This window comes from Brachybacterium ginsengisoli, from assembly GCF_002407065.1.
GTDB classification, from domain to species: Bacteria; Actinomycetota; Actinomycetes; order Actinomycetales; family Dermabacteraceae; genus Brachybacterium; species Brachybacterium ginsengisoli.
Genome location: NZ_CP023564.1, coordinates 706,215 through 724,523, shown reverse-complemented (window position 1 = coordinate 724,523; position 18,309 = coordinate 706,215). Strand labels below are relative to the sequence as shown.

The 18,309-nt window shown below is 72.1% G+C and carries 18 protein-coding genes; 6 read left to right on the top strand and 12 right to left on the bottom strand.

Annotated features, from left to right (window positions below):
* Positions 1 to 7: 7 nt before the first annotated feature.
* Both CFK41_RS03105 and CFK41_RS03100 read left to right on the top strand, forming a co-directional pair.
* Positions 8 to 670 carry a pentapeptide repeat-containing protein gene (locus CFK41_RS03105; RefSeq protein WP_096798358.1) on the top strand — a complete coding sequence of 221 codons (663 nt, stop codon included), beginning with the start codon at positions 8 to 10 and terminating at the stop codon, positions 668 to 670.
* Between the two features lie 73 nt (positions 671 to 743).
* Positions 744 to 1,100, top strand: coding sequence for a VOC family protein (locus tag CFK41_RS03100; protein ID WP_096798357.1), 357 nt, complete (start codon positions 744 to 746; stop codon positions 1,098 to 1,100).
* Positions 1,101 to 1,156: 56 nt separating this feature from the next.
* Here the strand turns inward: CFK41_RS03100 and CFK41_RS03095 are convergent, their stop codons facing one another.
* Genes CFK41_RS03095 through CFK41_RS03065 form a run of 7 tightly spaced genes read right to left on the bottom strand, consistent with a single transcriptional unit; the run spans position 1,157 to position 9,269 of the window.
* Positions 1,157 to 1,717, bottom strand: a complete 561-nt coding sequence (locus CFK41_RS03095) for a CoA-binding protein (RefSeq protein WP_227873186.1) — start codon at positions 1,715 to 1,717, stop codon at positions 1,157 to 1,159.
* Complete coding sequence (locus CFK41_RS03090; RefSeq protein ID WP_227873185.1) at positions 1,714 to 3,096, bottom strand: O-acetylhomoserine aminocarboxypropyltransferase/cysteine synthase family protein; 1,383 nt, start codon at positions 3,094 to 3,096, stop codon at positions 1,714 to 1,716. Before CFK41_RS03090 ends, CFK41_RS03095 begins: the two co-directional genes overlap by 4 nt.
* On the bottom strand, positions 3,093 to 4,331 hold the full coding sequence (gene sfnG / locus CFK41_RS03085) for a dimethylsulfone monooxygenase SfnG (protein WP_096798356.1): 1,239 nt from the start codon (positions 4,329 to 4,331) through the stop codon (positions 3,093 to 3,095). Before sfnG ends, CFK41_RS03090 begins: the two co-directional genes overlap by 4 nt.
* Positions 4,332 to 4,370: 39 nt before the next feature.
* A complete protein-coding gene (gene acs, locus CFK41_RS03080; RefSeq protein ID WP_096798355.1) occupies positions 4,371 to 6,458 on the bottom strand; it encodes an acetate--CoA ligase in 2,088 nt (695 codons plus the stop codon).
* Entirely contained in the window at positions 6,455 to 7,333 is an 879-nt protein-coding gene (locus tag CFK41_RS03075) for an ABC transporter permease (protein ID WP_096798354.1), read from the bottom strand. Before CFK41_RS03075 ends, acs begins: the two co-directional genes overlap by 4 nt.
* Positions 7,330 to 8,361: an aliphatic sulfonate ABC transporter substrate-binding protein gene (locus CFK41_RS03070; protein ID WP_096798353.1), complete on the bottom strand. Its 1,032-nt coding sequence runs from the start codon at positions 8,359 to 8,361 to the stop codon at positions 7,330 to 7,332. The genes CFK41_RS03075 and CFK41_RS03070 overlap by 4 nt, the downstream gene beginning before the upstream one ends.
* On the bottom strand, positions 8,358 to 9,269 hold the full coding sequence (locus CFK41_RS03065) for an ABC transporter ATP-binding protein (RefSeq protein ID WP_096798352.1): 912 nt from the start codon (positions 9,267 to 9,269) through the stop codon (positions 8,358 to 8,360). Before CFK41_RS03065 ends, CFK41_RS03070 begins: the two co-directional genes overlap by 4 nt.
* A 414-nt stretch (positions 9,270 to 9,683) precedes the next feature.
* Here CFK41_RS03065 and CFK41_RS03060 point away from each other — a divergent pair, with 414 nt between their 5' ends.
* On the top strand, positions 9,684 to 10,526 hold the full coding sequence (locus CFK41_RS03060) for a C40 family peptidase (protein ID WP_096798351.1): 843 nt from the start codon (positions 9,684 to 9,686) through the stop codon (positions 10,524 to 10,526).
* Positions 10,527 to 10,687: 161 nt separating this feature from the next.
* Here the strand turns inward: CFK41_RS03060 and CFK41_RS03055 are convergent, their stop codons facing one another.
* From CFK41_RS03055 to CFK41_RS03045, 3 genes are read right to left on the bottom strand one after another with little or no spacing between them, the layout of a single operon-like run.
* Positions 10,688 to 11,326 (bottom strand): GNAT family N-acetyltransferase, encoded by a 639-nt coding sequence (locus CFK41_RS03055; protein WP_096798350.1) that lies wholly within the window; start codon positions 11,324 to 11,326, stop codon positions 10,688 to 10,690.
* Complete coding sequence (locus CFK41_RS03050; protein ID WP_096798349.1) at positions 11,323 to 12,441, bottom strand: glycosyltransferase family 4 protein; 1,119 nt, start codon at positions 12,439 to 12,441, stop codon at positions 11,323 to 11,325. The genes CFK41_RS03055 and CFK41_RS03050 overlap by 4 nt, the downstream gene beginning before the upstream one ends.
* 10 nt (positions 12,442 to 12,451) lie before the next feature.
* Positions 12,452 to 13,600 carry an NAD-dependent epimerase/dehydratase family protein gene (locus CFK41_RS03045; protein WP_096798348.1) on the bottom strand — a complete coding sequence of 383 codons (1,149 nt, stop codon included), beginning with the start codon at positions 13,598 to 13,600 and terminating at the stop codon, positions 12,452 to 12,454.
* 147 nt (positions 13,601 to 13,747) lie between these two features.
* Between CFK41_RS03045 and folP the strand changes: the two genes are divergently transcribed.
* Complete coding sequence (gene folP, locus CFK41_RS03040) at positions 13,748 to 14,689, top strand: dihydropteroate synthase (protein ID WP_096798347.1); 942 nt, start codon at positions 13,748 to 13,750, stop codon at positions 14,687 to 14,689.
* 24 nt (positions 14,690 to 14,713) lie between these two features.
* Here the strand turns inward: folP and CFK41_RS03035 are convergent, their stop codons facing one another.
* A complete protein-coding gene (locus CFK41_RS03035; protein ID WP_096798346.1) occupies positions 14,714 to 15,544 on the bottom strand; it encodes a serine hydrolase domain-containing protein in 831 nt (276 codons plus the stop codon).
* The gene (locus CFK41_RS03030) at positions 15,541 to 16,371 is read right to left on the bottom strand and encodes a serine hydrolase domain-containing protein (protein WP_096798345.1); all 831 of its coding nucleotides are present in this window, start codon (positions 16,369 to 16,371) and stop codon (positions 15,541 to 15,543) included. Before CFK41_RS03030 ends, CFK41_RS03035 begins: the two co-directional genes overlap by 4 nt.
* A 228-nt stretch (positions 16,372 to 16,599) precedes the next feature.
* Between CFK41_RS03030 and CFK41_RS03025 the strand changes: the two genes are divergently transcribed.
* Positions 16,600 to 17,331: a L,D-transpeptidase family protein gene (locus CFK41_RS03025; RefSeq protein ID WP_096798344.1), complete on the top strand. Its 732-nt coding sequence runs from the start codon at positions 16,600 to 16,602 to the stop codon at positions 17,329 to 17,331.
* A 260-nt stretch (positions 17,332 to 17,591) separates the two neighbouring features.
* The gene (locus CFK41_RS03020) at positions 17,592 to 18,305 is read left to right on the top strand and encodes an FhaA domain-containing protein (protein WP_096798343.1); all 714 of its coding nucleotides are present in this window, start codon (positions 17,592 to 17,594) and stop codon (positions 18,303 to 18,305) included.
* The last annotated feature ends 4 nt before the right edge of the window (positions 18,306 to 18,309 follow it).

The following is an 18,309-nucleotide window of genomic DNA, read 5'->3' as shown; positions in this document are numbered from 1 at the left end:
GGACTCCATGCGCTCCCGTTCCACCACCCGGCCGCCCGTGCTCTCCCCGCTGGTGCTCCCGGATCTCGAGGAGGCCGGGGCCGAGGAGCTCGGCGCGCAGCGCCATCACGAGGGCCTGCGCCTGGACGGCGCGGACCTCAGCGGCGCGGACCTCACCGGGGCGACCTTCTCCGAGTGCGAGCTGCTGGGCGTCACCGCGCACACCCCGGTGCTCCGCCACGCACGGCTCCTCGAGACCCGCGTCGAGCGCCTCGGTGCCCCGGTGCTGGACGCGACGCGCTGCACCTGGCGGGACGTGGAGCTGCGCGGCTCACGGGTGGGGGCGCTGGACATCTACGACGCCGAGATCCGCTCGACCCGGATCTCCTCCTCCAAGTTCGACTGGATCAACCTGCGCTCGAGCACCCTCGAGGACGTCCTGTTCGAGGACTGCACGATCGAGGAGCTCGACCTCTCGGGCGTCACGGCGACCCGGGTCGCCTTCGTGAACTGCCGCGTGGGCAGCCTGGCGCTGGCCCATGCACGGCTGGCCGACGTGGACCTGCGCGGGCTCGACGTCGCGGCGATCGGCAACCTCGAGGGCCTCGCCGGGGCGACCCTCGACGCGCAGCAGGCCGCCGCCCTCGCCCCCGCCTTCGCGAGCCACCTCGGCATCCGCCTCGAGGGCTGAGCGCCGGGCCCGGTCGGGACGGATCGCACCCGGTAGGGTCGGGGCATCCCGCCGCCGACGAAGGAGTCGCCCGATGTCAGGAATCCGCGCCCTCACCCTCCTCGTGGAGGACCCCTCGGCCGCGGCCGCGGCGCTCCGCGACGCCGCCGGCTGGGAGATCGAGGCGGACTTCGGCAGCTTCGCCTCGCTCGTCGCCCCCGGCAGCGTCCCGCTGTGGCTCAACGCTCCGGCCGACGGCGAGGCGACCTCGCAGGGGATCGTGCTCCACATGATCTGCGAGGACGTCGACACGGCTTTCGAGCACGCCGTCGCCCACGGCGCCGAGGCGGTGCGGGAGCCGCAGGACATGGACTTCGGCGAGCGCTCCGCCTGCGTGCGGGTCGCCGCGCTGCCGGGAGTCACGGTGGACTTCTCCCGTCCCCTCCCCTGACCAGCAGAACGCGGGCCGAGGTGATCCCCGACCCGCGCCTGATGCGGAGACTACGCTCAGCCGCGCCCGCTGACCCGCTGCTTCCGAGAAGTGATCTCGCCGGTGTTGAACCCGGCCAGGTGGAGTCCGCCGTGGAAGCGGGCGTGCTCGATCTTCACGCAGCGGTCCATGACCACGTCGAGGCCGCCGGCCTCCGCGATCGCCGCCGCCTCCTCGTTCCAGGAGCCGAGCTGCAGCCACAGCGTCCTGGCGCCCGCGTCGACCGCCTCCTGGGCCACGCCCGGGAGGTCGGCGTCCTTGCGGAAGACGTCGACGATGTCGGGGACCTCGGGCAGGTCCGCGAGGGAGGCGTAGGCCGGCCGGCCGAGGATCTCGGTGGCGCGGGGGTTGACGAAGTACACCTCGTAGGGCGAGCTCGAGAGCAGGTAGGTGCTCACGAAGTAGCTGGCCCGGGCGGGGTTCGTCGAGGCTCCGACGATCGCGATCGAGCGCGCGCGGCGCAGGATGGCGAGCCGTTCGGGGGCCGACGGGCCCTGCCAGGTGCGGCCGGGGGTCTCCCCCGGGGTCGCGGGGACGGCGCACGCGTCGCCGGCGCCCTGCACGCTGATGCCGTTCATCGGGTCTCTCCCGTCGCCGTGGTGATCGCCTGGTCGAGGTCCCACAGGATGTCCTCGATGTCCTCGAGGCCCACCGAGATCCGGATCAGGTCCGCCCGCACGCCGCCGGCCGCGAGCTGCTCGGCGGAGAGCTGCTGGTGGGTGGTGGAGGCCGGGTGGATGACCAGGGTGCGGGCATCGCCGATGTTGGCCAGGTGGGAGGCGAGCTGGAGGTTCGCGATCACCGCCTCGCCGGTGGCGCGCGCCGCGAGGGCCTCCTCCTCGGGGGTGGCGAACTCGCCCGTCGGCCGCACGCCGAAGGCGAAGACGGATCCGGGACCGAGCGGGAGGTACTTCGCGGCCCGCTCGTGGTGGGCGTGGGACTCCAGGCCCGCCCAGGTCACGAAGGAGACCCGGGGGTCCTCCTCGAGCCACTGCGCGACGGCGCGGGCCCCGGCGAGATGGGCGTCGATCCGCTGCGGCAGGGTCTCCACGCCCTGCAGCAGCTGGAAGGCGGACTGCGCCGAGAGGCTGGGTCCGATGTCGCGCAGCTGCTCGGAGCGCAGCTTGGTGAGGAAGCCGTACTCGCCGAAGTTGTCCCACCAGCGGATCCCGCCGTAGGAGTCGACCGGCTCGGTCATCGTGGGGAACTTCCCGTTGCCCCAGTCGAAGCGACCGGACTCGACGACCACGCCGCCGAGGGTGGTGCCGTGCCCGCCGAGGAACTTGGTGGCGGAGTGGATCACGATGTCCGCACCGTGCTCGAGCGGCCGCACCAGGTACGGCGTGGCCAGCGTCGCGTCGACCACGAGCGGGACGCCGTGCTCGTGCGCCAGCTCGGCGAGCCCCTCGAGGTCGGCGATCTCGCCGGAGGGGTTGCCGATCATCTCGACGTAGAGCACCTTCGTCTCCGGACGGAACGCGTCGCGATAGTCCTCCGGGTCGGAGGAGGCCACGAAGGTGGTCTCCACGCCGAAGCGGCGCAGGGTGACGTCCAGCTGCGTGACGGTGCCGCCGTAGAGCTGGGCGGAGGAGACCACGTGGTCCCCCGCGCCCACGAGCGCCGCGAAGGTGATGAACTCCGCGCTCATGCCCGAGGCGGTCGCGACCGCCCCGATCCCGCCCTCGAGGGAGGCGATCCGCTCCTCGAACGCGGCGACGGTGGGGTTGCCGATGCGGGAGTAGATGTTGCCGTACTTCTGGAGCGCGAACAGGTTCGCCGCGTCCTGGGCGTCGTCGAAGACGAACGAGGTCGTCTGGTAGATCGGCACCGCACGGGCGCCGTGCTGGGCATCCGGCGTGCCGCCGGCGTGCAGGGCGCGGGTGCGGAACCCGAAGGTGCGCTCCGCGGCGGGGGCGGGGGCGGCGGGGGCGGCGGGCTGCTCCGAGGGGGCGGTCATGCGGCGGCCCCTGCCGTGGCCGGATGGTCGGCCGGGAGGGTCTCGATGGCGGCGGCGCGGGCGTCCTCCGCGCTGACGCCGGGGGCGATCGGCAGCAGGTCGGTGTTCAGCTCGGTGCCCTTGCTGCGGGCGAGGTCCGCCTCCTTCTCGCGCACGATCGGCAGCACGTCGCGGCCGAAGGCGGCGACCTCCTCGGAGAAGTGGAGGTAGCAGGTGAGCAGCAGGTTCACGCCCACCTTCTTGTACTCGATGACGCGATCGGCGATCTCCTCGGGAGTGCCGATCAGCTGCGTCTTGAAGCCGTCGTTGTACTGCACGAGGTCCTCGAAGGAGGAGTCTGCCCACATGCCCTTGCCGTCCTTCGTGGAGGCGCCGGCCTCCTGCACGGACTGGCGGAAGCCCTCGACGGCGGGGCGGTGCGCCTTCGCGACGATCTCGCGCAGGGTCTCCTCCGCCTCCTTCCGGGACTCCCGGGCGATGACGAAGCCGTTCAGGCCGCACTTCGGCTGCCGGCCGGCCTCCGCGGCGGAGGCGAGCACCCCGGCGACGTTCTCCTCGTAGCCCTCGAGGGAGCGGCCGTTGGAGAAGTACCAGTCGGCGACCCGGCCGGCGGTGGCCTGGGCGGCGGTGGAGTTGCCGCCGAAGAAGATCTCCGGGTGGGGGCGACCGGGCACGTCGACCGGCTTCGGGGAGAGGGTGAAGTCGTCGATCGCGTAGTACTTCCCGTCCTGGGAGTACCCGTTCTCGGTCAGCAGGCCGCGCAGCGCCGCGATGAACTCCTCGGTGCGCACGTAGCGCTCGTCGTGCTCGAGCCAGGGCAGGCCGAACTTCACGAACTCGTCCTTCAGCCAGCCGGAGACGATGTTCACCGCGGCGCGGCCCTCGGAGAGGTGATCGGCCGTGATCAGCCACTTGGCGAGCACGCCCGGGTGCCACATGCCGGGGTGGAAGGCGGCGATGACCTTGAGCCGCTCGGTGGCGCCCAGCAGGGCGAGGGAGAACGCGGAGGCCTCGTGCTGCTTGTCCGCACCGTAGCTGGCGGCGTAGCGGGTCTGCGTCAGCGCGTACTCGAAGCCGGAGTCCTCGGCGATGCGGGCGAGGCGCTTGTTGTAGGGCAGCTGCCAGTCGGTGCGCTGCTCGATGGTGGAGACCACGAGGCCGCCGGAGACGTTCGGCACCCAGTACGCGAACTTCAGCGGCGTCTCGAAGGTCGAGGCGGGAACGGTGGTGGTCATGGATCCTCCAGGGGTGTGTGGTGGAGCGGGGGGAGTCTGTCAGTCCTGCGGGGCGACGGTCGGGTCGTCCACGGACAGAGCGGCGAGCACCTCGGCGACCGCGGAGACGGCCTCCGGGTTCTGCAGAGAGGTGATGTCGCCCAGCGGCGCCGGCTCCTGACCGGCGCGACGGGCGCGCTCGGCATGGACCAGCTGCGCGAGCAGACGGCGCATGATCTTGCCCGAGCGGGTGCGGGGCAGGTCGGGGACCGTGATGACGAACCGCGGCTTGGCGATCGGTCCGATCTCGGTCGCGACCCGGGCGCGGAGCGCGGGAGCGTCGACGGCAGGAGCGGCCGACGGGGTCTCCGCGGGGATCACGAACACGGCCACGGCCTGGCCGGTCAGCGCGTCGTCCACGCCCGCGGCGCCCGCCTCCTGCACCGAGGCGTCCGCGACCAGGGCGGACTCGATCTCGATCGTGGACAGCCGGTGCCCGGAGACGTTCACGACGTCGTCCAGGCGGCCCAGGATCCAGAAGCAGCCGTCGGCGTCGACCGTCGCGGAGTCCCCGGCGACGTAGAAGCCGCCGTGCTCCCCGCGACCGGCGTGGTCGCGCCAGTAGGAGTCGCGGTAGCGCTCCGGGTCGCCCCAGACGGTGCGGGCCATGCCGGGCCAGGGCCGGCGGGCCACGAGCGTGCCGGCGACGCCGGACGGCTGCTCCTCACCGACCTCGTCGACCACGGCCATGTCGATGCCGGGCAGCGGCCCGGTGGCCGAGCCGGGCTTCAGCGTGGTCACGCCCGGCAGCGGCACCAGCATCGACGCCCCGGTCTCGGACTGCCACCAGGTGTCGATGATCGGCAGCGCGTCCCGGCCGAAGGTGCGGCGGAACCACACCCAGGCCTCGGGGTTGATCGCCTCGCCCACGGTGCCCAGCAGGCGCAGGGAGCTGAGGTCGTGCCCGCCGGGCAGCTCCTCGCCGAACCAGCTCATGAAGGTGCGGATCAGGGTGGGAGCGGTGTAGTAGACGGTGACGCCATAGCGTTCGATGATCTCCAGGTGCCGCTCGCGGTGCGGCTCCCCGGGGGTGCCCTCGTAGATCACCTGGGTGAGGCCGTTGCTGAGCGGGCCGTAGATCTCGTAGGTGTGGGCGGTGACCCAGGCGAGGTCCGCGGTGCACCAGTGGACGTCGGTGGGCTTCGCGTCGAAGTGGGCCCAGTGGGAGAAGGTCGCGTGGGTGAGGTAGCCGCCGGAGGTGTGGACCAGGCCCTTGGGCTTCCCGGTGGTGCCGGACGTGTAGATGATGAACAGCGGGTGCTCGGCGTCGAACGGCTGCGCCTCATGCTGCTCGGAGGCCGTCCCCACGCTCTCGTGCCACCACACGTCGCGGCCCTCGGTCCAGGCGATGTCCGTCCCGGTGCGGCGCACCACCAGCACGTGCTCGAGGTGCTCGAGCCCGTCGGCCGCGGCGTCGGCGGCGGACTTCACCTCGACCGCCTTCCCGCGACGGAACTGGCCGTCGGAGGTGACCAGGAGCTTCGCTCCGGTGTCCTCGAGACGGAAGCGCACCGCCTCCGCGCTGAACCCGCCGAAGACGAGCGAGTGCACGGCGCCGATCCTCGCGCAGGCCAGGGCGATGACCACGGTCTCCACGAGCACGGGGAGGTAGACGACCACCCGGTCCCCGGGCGTGATGCCGAGGTCGCTCAGGGCGTTCGCGGCCTGGCTGACCCGGCGCTGGAGGTCCGCATAGGTGACCGACTCGCGGTCGCCCGGCTCACCCTCGAAGTGGAGGGCGACCTGCTCGCCGCGGCCGGCGCGCACATGGCGGTCCACGCAGTTCTCGGCGACGTTCAGACGGCCGCCGAGGAACCAGCCGGCCGTGGGGACGGAGAGCTGCCCGGTGGCGGGGTCCACGACGGGCGGCTCCCACTGCAGCGCCGTGTGCCACGGCTCGGCCCACTCGAGCCGGTGCGCGGCCTCCTCCCAGAAGGCGATCGGATCCGCCTCGGCGCGGTCGTGGAGCTCCTCCCCCGCGTTCCAGGTGCCCGCCAGGGCGGGATCCGGCGCGAAGGTGCGATGCTCCAGCAGCCGCGACTCGGTCCCGGACGCGGTGGAATCAGGGGTGGTGTCGGTCAGGCTCATGCCCACCTCCTCAGCAGCTTCTTCTCGGCGAGGCCCAGCAGGGCGTTGGTCAGGCTGCCCAGCAGGGCGAGCAGCACGATGGCGAGCAGGATCCGGTCCACGCGACCGGTCTGCTGGGAGTCGTTGAGCAGGAACCCGAGGCCCATGGAGCTCGCGATGAGCTCGGCGGCGACCAGGAACAGCCAGGCCTGGGCGAGCGCGAGGCGCAGCCCGGAGACCACCGAGGGCACCACGGCGGGCAGCTGCACGGTGCGGAACAGGGACCAGCCGCGCAGGCCGAAGCAGCGCCCGGCCTCCACCAGGTGGGGGTCGATGTGGCGCAGCGCCGCGGCGACCGTGGTGAACACGGGGAAGAAGGCACCGATCGCGACCAGCGTGATCTTGGATTCCTCCCCGATCTGCAGCCACAGGATCAGCAGCGGCACCCAGGCGAGCGAGGGCACGGCGCGCAGCGCGGCGAGGGTGGGGCTGAGCAGGGCGTCGCCCGCACGGGACAGGCCCACCACGGCGGCGACGGCGAGGCCCGCCACGGACCCGGCGGCGAAGCCGATCAGCACTCGCTGCACGGAGATCGCGATGTGCCGCCACAGGTCGCCGCCCTCGATCAGCTGCGCGCCCGCCTGCACCACGGCGAGCGGGCCGGGCAGCCGGTAGGCGGGCACCAGGCCGGTCGCGGTGGAGATCTGCCAGGCGGCGAGGATCAGCAGCGGCAGCACGGCGCCGACGGCCAGGCGCACCCCGGGGCGGTCCCCGAGCCGCCGGGCGGTGGCGGGCCCCGCGGTCGCGGGAGCGGTCGACGGCGAGGGCGCCGGCGGATTCCCGACCGGTCCCGTCTCCTCCCCCGTCGTGGTGCGGGCGGCGGCCGGGGCGCTCACTGCTTCTCCACCGCGGCGGTCGCGAAGTCGGCGTGGAGGATCTCGCCGAGGGCCTTCTCGACAGCATCGGCCCCACCGGAGACGTCCTGGGACTCCCCGAGGATCGGGGCGATCGTCTCGAGCACGGCGAGCTGGTCCTCGCCGGGCACACCGGAGACGTCGAGAGTGGAGCGCTCGGTGATCACCGTGGTCGCGACCGCGAGGTCGATGCCGGCCGCGTCGGCGAGCAGCTGGGCGGTGGCCTCGAGGTTCTCGAGCGCCCAGGTGCGGGCCTGCTCGTACGAGTCGACGACCACCTGGGCGACGTCGGCGTGCTCATCGATGAACTGCTCGGTGGCGTTGAGGAAGCCGTAGGTGTTGAAGTCGACGTTGCGGTACACGAGCTGCGCGCCGGACTCGACCTCGGCGGCGGCCATGATCGGATCCAGCCCCGACCAGGCCTCGACGCTGCCGCCGTCCAGGGCGGAGCGGCCGTCGGCGTGCTGCAGGGGCTGCAGCTCCACGTCGTCGATCGAGAGCCCGGCCTCGGCGAGCGCCTGGACCAGGAAGAAGTACGGGTCGGTGCCGGGGGTGGCGGCGACCGCGCGGCCGTAGAGGTCCGCCGGGCCCGTGATGTCGCTGTCCTCGCCCACGACCAGCGCGGACCACTCCGGCTGGGAGTAGATGCCGATGACCTTGATCGGCGAGCCGTTGGAGCGGGCGAGCAGCGCGGCCGAGCCGGCGGTGGAGGCGACGTCGGCCGAACCGGAGCGCAGCAGCTCGTTGGCCTTGTTCGAACCGGCCGACTGCACCCAGGTGACCGTCACCGCGTCGCCGAGGGCCTTCTCGATCAGCTGCTGGTCGCGCACCACGAGGCTGAGCGGGTTGTAGGTCGCCCAGTCGATGGTGAGGGCGCCGGTGCTCCAGCTGCCCTCGCCGCCGGCGGTGTCGGCCGAGCCCTCCCCGGCCACGCAGGCGGACAGGCCCGCGGCCGCGACGGCGGAGAGCCCGAGGGCGGTGACGGTGCGGCGGCTGATGGGCTGGGTCATGAGAGGTGCTCCGTGGTGCTGGCGGTGGGGGTGCTGGCGGTGGTTGTGCTGGCGGGGGTGATGCTGGCGGGGGACGAGGGGGCGGCGGGCCGGTGGGCGTCGACGCCGAGACCGGCGAGGAGGTCGACGCGGAGGTCCGCCAGGGCGTGGTCGGCGCGGTCACGGGGGCGGGCCCCGGGCACCTCGACGATCCGGTCGAGCGAGGGGGAGGCGGGGTCCTCGCGCAGGGAGCGCAGCAGCAGCACCCGGTCGGCGAGGTAGAGCGCCTCCTCGACGTCGTGGGTCACCACCAGGACGGTGGTGGGCTCCGCGGCGTGGATCTCGAGCAGCAGGTCCTGCATGCGCAGACGGGTCAGGGCGTCGAGCGCCCCGAAGGGCTCATCCAGAAGCAGCACCTGCGGGCTGCGGGCCAGGGCCCGGGCGAGGGAGGCGCGCTGGGCCATGCCGCCGGAGACCTCGCGGGGGCGCTGTCCGGCGGCGTGCTCGAGGCCCACCAGCCGCAGCAGCTCGCGCACGCGGGCGCGGCCCTCTGCGGCGGGGGTGCCGCGCGGCAGGCCGAGCGCCACGTTCTTCTCGAGAGTGCGCCAGGGCAGCAGGCGCGGCTCCTGGAAGGCGACCGCGGTGCGCTCGTCGGTGCCGGCCAGTGCGGTCCCGCCGATGCGGAGCGCGCCGGCGCTGGGTCGGTCCAGGCCCGCGATGAGGCGCAGCAGGGTCGACTTCCCGCAGCCCGAGGGGCCGACGACGGCGAGGATCTCGCCCGAGCGGAGCTCGAGGTCGACCCCTCGCAGCACGTCCTGGCGTCCCTGCGGAGTGTCGAAGGAGCGGGCCACGCCGTCCAGGCGCACGCTCTCGGGCGCGGTGCGGGCGCGCTGCGGGCGCGGTCCGGGCTCGGTGGCGGTGCTGGTCATGGCCCCGACTATGACGGCGCAGAACGGCAGCACGCCAGAACTGCGTCATAAGCCGTCATAGTCGGAGCGGAAAGGCCTGCGACGGGGCGACGGGGTGCGACCTGGGCCACAGCTCGTCCCGTACGGTCGCGATCGTCCACGGCCGTGTGGCGTGGACCATCCGCGATGGTCAAGTCGCGCCACCTCCACGCCAACTCAGCCCGCGGCGGGTCAATGGCCCGTAAATCCCTCGATGCGACTCGTTCAAGCGGGATCAGATCAGGGCGGGTCGCTCCTAGCGTTGTCCCCGCACCCCGGACGCCCCGGCTGTGGGAACCGGCCCAGCAGGGCCCCTTCGCTCCCCCGGAGCAGCGCCACGGGACACGCCACCAGAGCACGACAGACCACCAGCACGACCGAAGGACAGGACCCCCCATGACCACCATGAACACGCACCGCGCCGCCGGCCGCGCCGTCACCCCGCTCACCAGCAGCCGACGCGCGGCCCGTGCCGTGGGCGGCAGCGCCGTGCTCGGCACCATCCTCGCCGGCACCGCCTTCGCGGGCGGCACCTCGGCGATGGCCAACGACACGGAGCTCGCCGGCTCCGACGAGGCCGCGGTCACCGCGACCTCCGCGCCGGTCGAGAACGTCGCGCAGGACTCCTCCTCGTCGTCCTCGCAGACGCTCCGCCAGGGCGACTCGGGCGAGGCCGTCGAGGCCCTGCAGTCCGCGCTCAACGAGCAGGGCGCCGACCTCCCCGTCACCGGGTACTTCGGCTCCATGACCCATGACGCGGTCATCGACTTCCAGGGCGAGAGCGGCCTCGCGGTCGACGGCGTCGTGGGCTCCGCGACCCAGGGCGCGCTCGGCGGCTCGGCCGACTCCGGCGCGGCCGGGACCGCCGCGGGCGCCACCGCCGTGCCGGCGAGCTCCACCTCCTCGAGCGGCTCCGCCATCGTGGCCGCCGCCCAGTCCGCCATCGGCACCCCCTACTCCTGGGGCAGCTCCTCGCTGAGCGGCATGGACTGCTCGGGCCTCGTGGCCTACGCCTACGGCGCCGCGGGCATCGACGTGCCGCGCACCAGCAGCGAGCTGGCCGCGCAGGGACGCAGCATCTCGCAGTCCGAGGCCCAGCCGGGCGACCTCGTGACCTGGCCCGGCCACGTCGCGATCTACGCCGGCGACGGCCAGATCATCGACGCCTCCGGCTCCCAGCAGCAGGTCGTCGAGCGCGAGATCTGGGGCAACCCGACCGGGTTCGTCACCTTCCGCTGATCCGGACGATCCGCACCACCGAGGCCCGGTCCCGCACTGCGCGGGGCCGGGCCTCGGTCCGTCCTGACGGTCCCGTCAGGACAGCTGCGCCGCCAGGATGCTGAGCGCGTCCGCCTCGCGGTCGCCGAGCGCACGGTCCAGGGCGAGCATCGGCGCAGTGCTCAGCGCCGCAGACGATGCTCGAGCGACGCCTTCGCCCCGCTCCACTCCCACGCCAGGATCGAGTAGACGACGGTGTGGCGCAGGGTGCCGTCGGGCATGATCCGGTGCGCGCGCAGGATGCCGTCCTGCTGGGCGCCGAGGCGCTCGACGGCGCGGCGGGAGGCGGTGTTCAGATGGTGCACCCTGAACTCCACGCCCAGGCAGCCCAGCTCCTCGAAGGCGTGGGCGAGCAGGGCGAGCTTCATCGCCGCGTTGATCCCGGTGCGCTGGGCGGAGGCCGCGAGGTAGGTCGTGCCGATCTCGAGCCTGCGGTCGCGGCGCGAGATGTTCAGGTAGGTCGTGTGGCCGACGATCCGGCCGTCGGTCCGGTCGATCACCGCCCAGGACACCGTGGTCCCTGCCTCGTCCGAGGCGCACTGGGCCGCGACCCGCTCGGCGACCTGATCGGGCGCGGGAACGTGGGGCGCAAAGGGGATCCGCCAGATCTCGCCGTCGGCCACCGCCGCTTGCAGGCCCTCGACGTGCTGGGGTCCCAGCGGCTCGAGCCGCACGCGGTCGTTCTCGAGGACCACGGGACGAGGCGTGGCGAGGGACGCGGTCGGGACCGCGGCGAGCGCCGGATCGGGACCGGTGCTCATCCGTGCTGCTCGATCGCCATCTCGTAGTAGCGCAGCAGATCGTCCGAGGCGTTCTCCCAGGAGAACTTCTCGGCCTCGGCCCGGGCGGCCTCGCGGATGCTCCCGCGCAGCGCGCCGTCGCCGAGCCGGGTCAGCGCCGCGTCCAGGCTCGCCTCGTCCCCGGAGTCGAACAGGAGGCCGTTCACCCCGTCGGTGACCTGCTCCATCGTCGGCCCCGAGCGGGCGGCCACCACGGGGAGGCCGGAGGCCATGCCCTCGAGGATCACCAGGCCCAGGGTCTCGGTGACCGAGGGGAAGACGAAGGCATCGGCGCTCGCGAAGGCGCTCGCGAGCTCCTCCCCCTCCATGAAGCCGGGGAACAGGGTCGAGGTGCCGGCGAAGAGCTGCTCGAGCTCGCGCCGGTAGGGGCCGTCGCCCACGATCGCGAGCGCCACGTCGTCGCGGCGCTCCATCATCGGCCGCAGGCGATGGATCTCCTTCTCCGCCGCGAGCCGGCCCACGAACACCAGCAGCTTCTTCTCCGGATGCCCCTCGGTGAGGCGCTCGCGCATCGCGCTCGAGGCGAAGCGCGGATGGAAGGTCTGCGTGTCCACGCCGCGGCTGACCACGTGCAGGTTCCGGATCCCCTTCTCCTCCAGCTCCGCCTTCATCGTCTCGGAGGTCGCGATGTTGACGTCGGCGAGGGCGTGGTTGCGCTTGATCTGCCACCACACCGCGGGCTTGCCCCAGCGGTAGGCGCGGTAGAGGTCCAGGTAGCGCGGGATGTGGGTGTGATAGCTGGCCACCAGCGGGATCCGCTGGCGATGAGCGGCGTAGGCGCCCGAGGAGGCCAGCAGGATCGGCTGGGCGGCGTGGACCACGTCCGGGTGGAAGCCGCGGATGATGCCGTCCACGTTCGGGCTCGGGAGGGTGAAGCGCCGGTGCTTGTAGAACGGCAGGGTCACCGGGCGGATGCCCACCACCCGTGCCCCGTGGTGCTCGGTGACCCCGAGCTCGGGGGCGATCACCATGACCTCGTGCCCGAGATCGGTGAACCGTTCGACGGCGTGGCGCAGCCTGGTCACCACGCCGTCGACGGAGGGCAGGAAGGTCTCCGTGACGATCGCGATCTTCACGGAAGGATGCTCACTTCCAGGTGACGGTGGGCATGACCAGCTCGCGCTGGACGCGGTCGGTGTTGGCCAGGGCGACCTGGAGGACCTCGGTGAGGTGCTCGTCGGTCAGCAGATGCGGCTCGAGGCCCAGCGAGAGGAGGTTGGTGTTGACCGCGTTGTAGTAGTGGTCGTACTTCTCCACGCGCGGGTTCTCCGTGGTCGCGAGCTGGACGTCGAGGCCGAGGTCCTTGCCGACCTTCTGCACCTTCTCGGCGAGCTCCTTCACGGAGAACTGCTCGGTGAACTGGTTGTAGACGCGGAACTCGCCGCGGTCGGCCGGGTTCTCGCAGGCGATCTCGATGCAGCGCACGGTGTCCTGGATGTCCAGGTAGCCGCGGGTCTGGGAGCCGTTGCCGTAGACGGTGAGGTCGTGGCCGATGGCCGCCTGGATGAGGAAGCGGTTCAGCGCCGTGCCGAACACCGCGTCGTAGTCGAAGCGGTTGACCAGGCGCGGGTCCAGGCGGGTCTCGTCGGTCTCGAGGCCGTAGACGACGCCCTGGTTGAGGTCGGTGGCGCGGATGCCCCAGATGCGGCAGGCGAACATGATGTTGTCGCTGTCGTGCACCTTGGTGAGGTGGTAGAAGGAGCCGGGGGCCTTCGGGAACGGCAGACGGTCCTTGCGGCCCTTGTGCTCGATCTCGATCCAGCCCTCCTCGATGTCGATGTTCGGCTGGCCGTACTCGCCCATGGTGCCGAGCTTGACGAGGTGGCAGTCGGGAGCGAAGTCCTTGATCGCCCACAGCACGTTCAGCGTGCCCTCGACGTTGTTGCGGTGGTTCTCGATCGCGTGCTCGCGGTCGATCATCGAGTAGGGCGCGGAGCGGTGCTCGGCGAAGTGCACGAAGGACTCGGGCTGGATCTCCTGGAAGATCGCTGCGACCGCGTCATAGTCCGTGAGGTCCGCGATCCGCACGGCGATGTCCTTGCCGGAGACCTCCTTCCAGACCGCCACGCGCTCCTCGAGCTCGAGGATCGGGGTCACCGAGTTGGAGCCCAGCTCCACATCGATCTCACGGCGCACCAGGTTGTCCACGATGGTGACGTCGTGGCCCTTCTGCGAGAGATACAGGGCAGTGGGCCAGCCGCAGAATCCATCTCCGCCGGCGACGACGATCTTCATCTCGTGAGTCCTCCATCAGGTCCTGGTGCCGGCGTGCGAGGTGCGCCGCAGCCGGATTGTGCTACTTGCTGTGCGCTCCTAACGTAGTCCAGGTCGGGCGCCCCTCAAAGACAGAGGGACCCGGCCTGAACTGCGGAGGAACGGACCATGAACACAGCGGACGACGAGCGCTCTGCAGGTCGGACCCCCTGGTCGGATTCCACCCTATCCCTCGCCCCCGGGACCCTGCTGGACGCTCCGCGCCCCCTTCCCGACACCTCGCGCCGGGTGCTCGTGATGGCCATCGTGAACCGCACCCGCGACTCCTTCTTCGACGAGGGCCGCACCTGGGGACTGGACTCCGCGGTCACCGCCGGGCTCCGGGCCGGCCAGGAGGGCGCCGACCTCGTGGACGTCGGCGGGGTGAAGTTCGCTCCCGGTGACCCGCTGCCGGTGGCCGAGGAGATCGATCGGGTGGTGCCGGTGCTCGCCGCGCTGCGCGAGCAGCTGCCGCCGCACGTGCTGCTCTCGGTCGACACCTTCCATGCGGAGGTCGCGCGATCCGCCGTCGCCGCTGGCGCGGACCTGATCAACGACACCACCGGGCTCTCCGACCCGGAGATGGCCGACGCCGTCGCCGGCACCGGCGCCTCGCTGGTCCTCACGCATTCGGCGGCGGCGCCCCGTCGGCCGCTCCCCCGCCCGCAGTACGACGACGTGGTGGGCGAGGTGCGGGCGTTCCTCGCCGACCGTCTCGAGCAAGCCCTGGCCGCCGGGGTTCCCCGGGAGCAGATCGTGCTGGATCCGGGCCCGGATCTGAACAAGAGCACCGTGCAGACCCTCGAGCTGCTGCGCTCCCTGGACGAGTTCGCCGCCTTCGGGCTGCCGCTGCTGGCGGCGCTGAGCAGGAAGGACGTCGTCGGCGAGTCCCTGGGGCTGCCCAAGGAGGAGCGTCTGGAGGGCTCGCTCGCGGCCGCGGCCTGGGCGGTGCAGCACGGGGCCCGCATGCTGCGGGTGCACGACGTGACGGCCACGGTGCGCCTGGTGCAGATGCTCGAGGTGCTCGCGGGCTGGCGGGAGCCTGCCGGTCCGCTGGTGCACAACGCCTGAGCCGGGGCCCGGCGGGGCGTCCGATCAGGCGTGCTCGGCCAGGACGGCGTCGGCGAGGCGCGGCATGACCGTGCGGTGGGCGTCGCAGAAGTCGTGCGAGGTGCCGATCACCAGCGCGAGATCGGCCGTCGGGTCCACCCAGAAGGCGGTGCCCAGCATCCCGAAGTGCCCCACGGTCGCGGGGCTGTTGCCCGCCCCGGTCCAGTGCGGGGTCTTCTCGCCGCGCACCTCGATGCCGAGGCCGAAGGGGTTCGGGGTCTGCTTGCCGAAGCCGGGCATGATGCCCACCAGCTCGGGCAGCTGCACGCCGGTCATCTCCGCCCACCACCGCTCCTCGAGGAGGGTGGGCCGCAGCAGCTCGGCGGCGAGGAGCGCGAGATCGGTGAGCGCGCCGTGCGCGCCGACGGAGGGCGAGCCGGTCCAGTCCAGGCCGCGCATCCCCAGAGGGTCGGCCACCCGCTCCTGGATCCAGCCGCCGAAGTCCCGGCCCAGCGCCCGTTCGACATGGCGCGCGGCCTCGTCGATGCCGTAGTTGGAGTAGTGCCGGCGCAGGCCCGGGGCCTGCAGGGTGCTCTCCGACTCGTAGAAGTAGCCCGAGGCGTGCGCGAGCAGATGCCGCAGGGTGGAGCCGGGCGGGCCGGCGGGGTCCTCGAGGTCCACCCTCCCCTCCTGCAGGGCGATGGTCGCCCCGAGACCGGTGAGCACCTTGGTCACCGAGCGCCAGGGACGGATCCTCCCGACGTCCCCGCGGCGGGCCCGCTCCCCCTCGGGGCCGAGCACGATCGCGGCGGCCTCGAAGCCGAACTCGTCCAGCACGTCCAGCGAGCTCTCCCCCGCGTCACGCCCCGAGGTCATCGCGCCGCTCCGGGCCCGAAGCGGTCCAGCATCGCATCGGTCAGCCCCGGCCACACGCGCACGTGCTCGGACCCGAAGGGGGCCTCGCCCAGGAAGGCGCCGGTGAGGCCCGCGACCGGATCCACCCAGAGGAACGAGCCGGACTGCCCGAAGTGGCCGAAGGTCTCGGGGGACGAGCCGGCTCCGGTCCAGTGGGGGCTCTTCCCGTCGCGGATCTCGAAGCCCAGACCCCAGTCGTTGGGCTTCTGGCGCCCGTAGCCGGGCAGGATCCCCGCCAGCCCCGGGAACTGGACCGTGCGCGCCTCGCGCCAGAGATCCTCGGAGAGGAGGGTGGGCGCGAGCAGCTCCCTTCCCACGGCCAGCAGGTCGCGGATCGAGCCGCGGTAGCCGGCGGCGGGCGACCCCGTCACCTCGACGTCCACGAGGTCCAGTCCCTGGATGACGGTCTGCTCGAGCCAGTCGGCCATGTCGTAGCCGGTGGAGTGCTCGACATGGACGGCGAGGACCTCGAAGCCGGTGTTGGAGTAGATGCGTCGCGCGCCGACGGCCCCGACCACCTCGTCGCCGTCGAAGGCGTAGCCGGCGGTGTGGGCGAGCAGATGACGCACGGTGGATCCCTCGGGCCCGGCGGGCTCGTCGAGGTCGACCAGTCCGCGTTCCACGGCGACCAGCACGCCGAGGGCGGTGAGCGGCTTGGAGACGCTGGCGAGGTCCCAGACCCGCGCCTCCCCGCCCTGGACGTGCAGGGGGCCTTCTGCATCGGAGACCCCCAGCGCACAGCCGAAGTCGACGTCGATGGGGATCTCGGGGGCGTTCTCGGTCTCCACGCCTCAAATATCGCACACGGAGGCGCGCACGGACCGGCGCCCATCACCCCGACCTGTCGTGACGAAATCGTGACATGTCCGGATTGTCGCCCTCGCCTGGGATGTTTCTGACTACCGACTAGAAACCTCGCGACCTGCACACTTTTACTCTTGTTTACCATCTCTTGGTGCGGCAAGGATGGTCACCTGCCGCCTTCGGCAGGACACACTTCACGGGGGAGACCACCGATGACCCGCACGTCCGATGACCACCTGGATCTGAGACCACCCGCCGCCGGGACGCCCCGCCGCACCCTCCTGATCGGAGCCGGCACGCTGAGCGCAGGGATGCTCCTGGGCATGACCGGAGCGCAGGCGGCCGGTGTGCTGCGGCGCGGGGACAGGGGCACCGCCGTCACGACGCTGCAGCGCGACCTGGCCTCCCTGAAGTACTGGTGCGGCAGGGCCGACGGCAGCTTCGGGCACACCACCGAGCAGGCCGTCTTCGCCCTGCAGAAGGCCGCAGGCCTGACGCGCGACGGCGTCGTCGGCGCGAAGACGAGGGACGCGATCGCCCGGGGAGTCCAGCCCCGGCGGAAGATGACCAGCTCGGTCGGCTTCGAGATCGACCTCAGCCGCCAGCTGCTCATCGCGACCAACCGCGGGAAGCTGGCCTACGTCCTCAACACCTCGACCGGAAGCGGCGAGCGCTACTACTCCGGCGGCCGATGGAAGACCGCCACCACGCCCCGCGGCGACTTCAGGATCTACAGCCTGTACTCCTCGGGATGGCAGAACGGCCCGCTGGGCAACCTCTACCGCCCCGCCTACTACGACCGCGGCTGGGCGATCCATGGATCGAACTCGATCCCGCCCTATCCGGCCTCGCACGGCTGCGCCCGGATCTCCGTCGGCGCCTCCGACCTCCTCTGGTCCGGCGGCAGCTGGTTCGTCAAGGGTCGTCGGGTGCTCATCTACTGAGACCCGCAGGACCCTCCGGGGCCCGGCGCGTCCATCCGGTCGCGCCGGGCCCCTCGCGCGTCGGCGATCGGCGCCGGCCTCTTCACCAGCCCTGCACGATTCCCTTGCCGCCTCCCCGCCCGTCCAGCCCGGGAACGACCTGCTCCCGCGATACGATCAGTGGGCGAGCAGCCTCACCGGGCGAGCCGTCGATCCAGCATCGACATCGTCCTCGTACGGCCGCTCCCACCTGTCAGCCACAGCGAGAGCGAAGGACCACCGTGGGGATCTTGGATCGGATCGAGCGCGGCCTCGATCGCGGCGTGACGAGCGTCTTCTCGCCCGGTCGTGGGCAGCTGAAGCCGCTCGACCTGGCGCAGGGGCTCAAGCGCGAGTGCGATGACCAGATCCAGGTGCTGGACCGCACGCGGACCCTGGCGCCCAACATCTACTGCATCTACCTGCACCCTCAGGACTTCGAGCGTTTCAGCTCCTGGCAGGACACCCTGCTCGACGAGCTGCAGCGGGTGCTCATGGAGCATGCCGACAAGCAGCGCTACATGTTCGTCGGCGGCGTCACGGTGACCCTGGACCAGGACGACGAGGTGCGACAGGGCCGGTTCGAGACCGAGTCGCGCACCGAGCGCGGCAGCGTCGCGCCCGCCACCGATGCCGCCCAGTCGGGGTCCGGCGGGAGCCCGATCATCGAGATCGACGGCCAGCAGTACCTGCTGACCGGTCCCGTGACCGTGATCGGCCGCGGCGGCGATGCCGACATCATCCTCGAGGACACCGGCGTCTCCCGGCACCACCTCGAGCTGCGCACCGACCCCGATTCGACGCTCGTCGCCACCGACCTCGGCTCCACCAACGGCACCTTCGTCGACGGGGAGCGGATCCGCACCCCCGTGGCGCTCCAGGACCGCTCGCTGGTCAAGATCGGCCGCACCCGGATGACCGTCCTGCTGCCCGCCGCCGGCACGGCCGGCTGGTGAACGC

Bases quoted from the DNA above. Each gene is read 5' to 3' on its own strand.
- CFK41_RS03090 (WP_227873185.1), bottom strand. From the start codon at position 3,096: ATGACCGCCCCCTCGGAGCAGCCCGCCGCCCCCGCCGCCCCCGCCCCC.
- folP (WP_096798347.1), top strand. From the start codon at position 13,748: ATGAACACAGCGGACGACGAGCGCTCTGCAGGTCGGACCCCCTGGTCG.
- CFK41_RS03055 (WP_096798350.1), bottom strand. From the start codon at position 11,326: ATGAGCACCGGTCCCGATCCGGCGCTCGCCGCGGTCCCGACCGCGTCC.
- CFK41_RS03045 (WP_096798348.1), bottom strand. From the start codon at position 13,600: ATGAAGATCGTCGTCGCCGGCGGAGATGGATTCTGCGGCTGGCCCACT.
- CFK41_RS03035 (WP_096798346.1), bottom strand. From the start codon at position 15,544: ATGACCTCGGGGCGTGACGCGGGGGAGAGCTCGCTGGACGTGCTGGAC.
- CFK41_RS03095 (WP_227873186.1), bottom strand. From the start codon at position 1,717: ATGAACGGCATCAGCGTGCAGGGCGCCGGCGACGCGTGCGCCGTCCCC.
- CFK41_RS03060 (WP_096798351.1), top strand. From the start codon at position 9,684: ATGACCACCATGAACACGCACCGCGCCGCCGGCCGCGCCGTCACCCCG.
- sfnG (WP_096798356.1), bottom strand. From the start codon at position 4,331: ATGACCACCACCGTTCCCGCCTCGACCTTCGAGACGCCGCTGAAGTTC.
- CFK41_RS03065 (WP_096798352.1), bottom strand. From the start codon at position 9,269: ATGACCAGCACCGCCACCGAGCCCGGACCGCGCCCGCAGCGCGCCCGC.
- acs (WP_096798355.1), bottom strand. From the start codon at position 6,458: ATGAGCCTGACCGACACCACCCCTGATTCCACCGCGTCCGGGACCGAG.
- CFK41_RS03105 (WP_096798358.1), top strand. From the start codon at position 8: ATGCGCTCCCGTTCCACCACCCGGCCGCCCGTGCTCTCCCCGCTGGTG.
- CFK41_RS03070 (WP_096798353.1), bottom strand. From the start codon at position 8,361: ATGACCCAGCCCATCAGCCGCCGCACCGTCACCGCCCTCGGGCTCTCC.
- CFK41_RS03025 (WP_096798344.1), top strand. From the start codon at position 16,600: ATGACCCGCACGTCCGATGACCACCTGGATCTGAGACCACCCGCCGCC.
- CFK41_RS03100 (WP_096798357.1), top strand. From the start codon at position 744: ATGTCAGGAATCCGCGCCCTCACCCTCCTCGTGGAGGACCCCTCGGCC.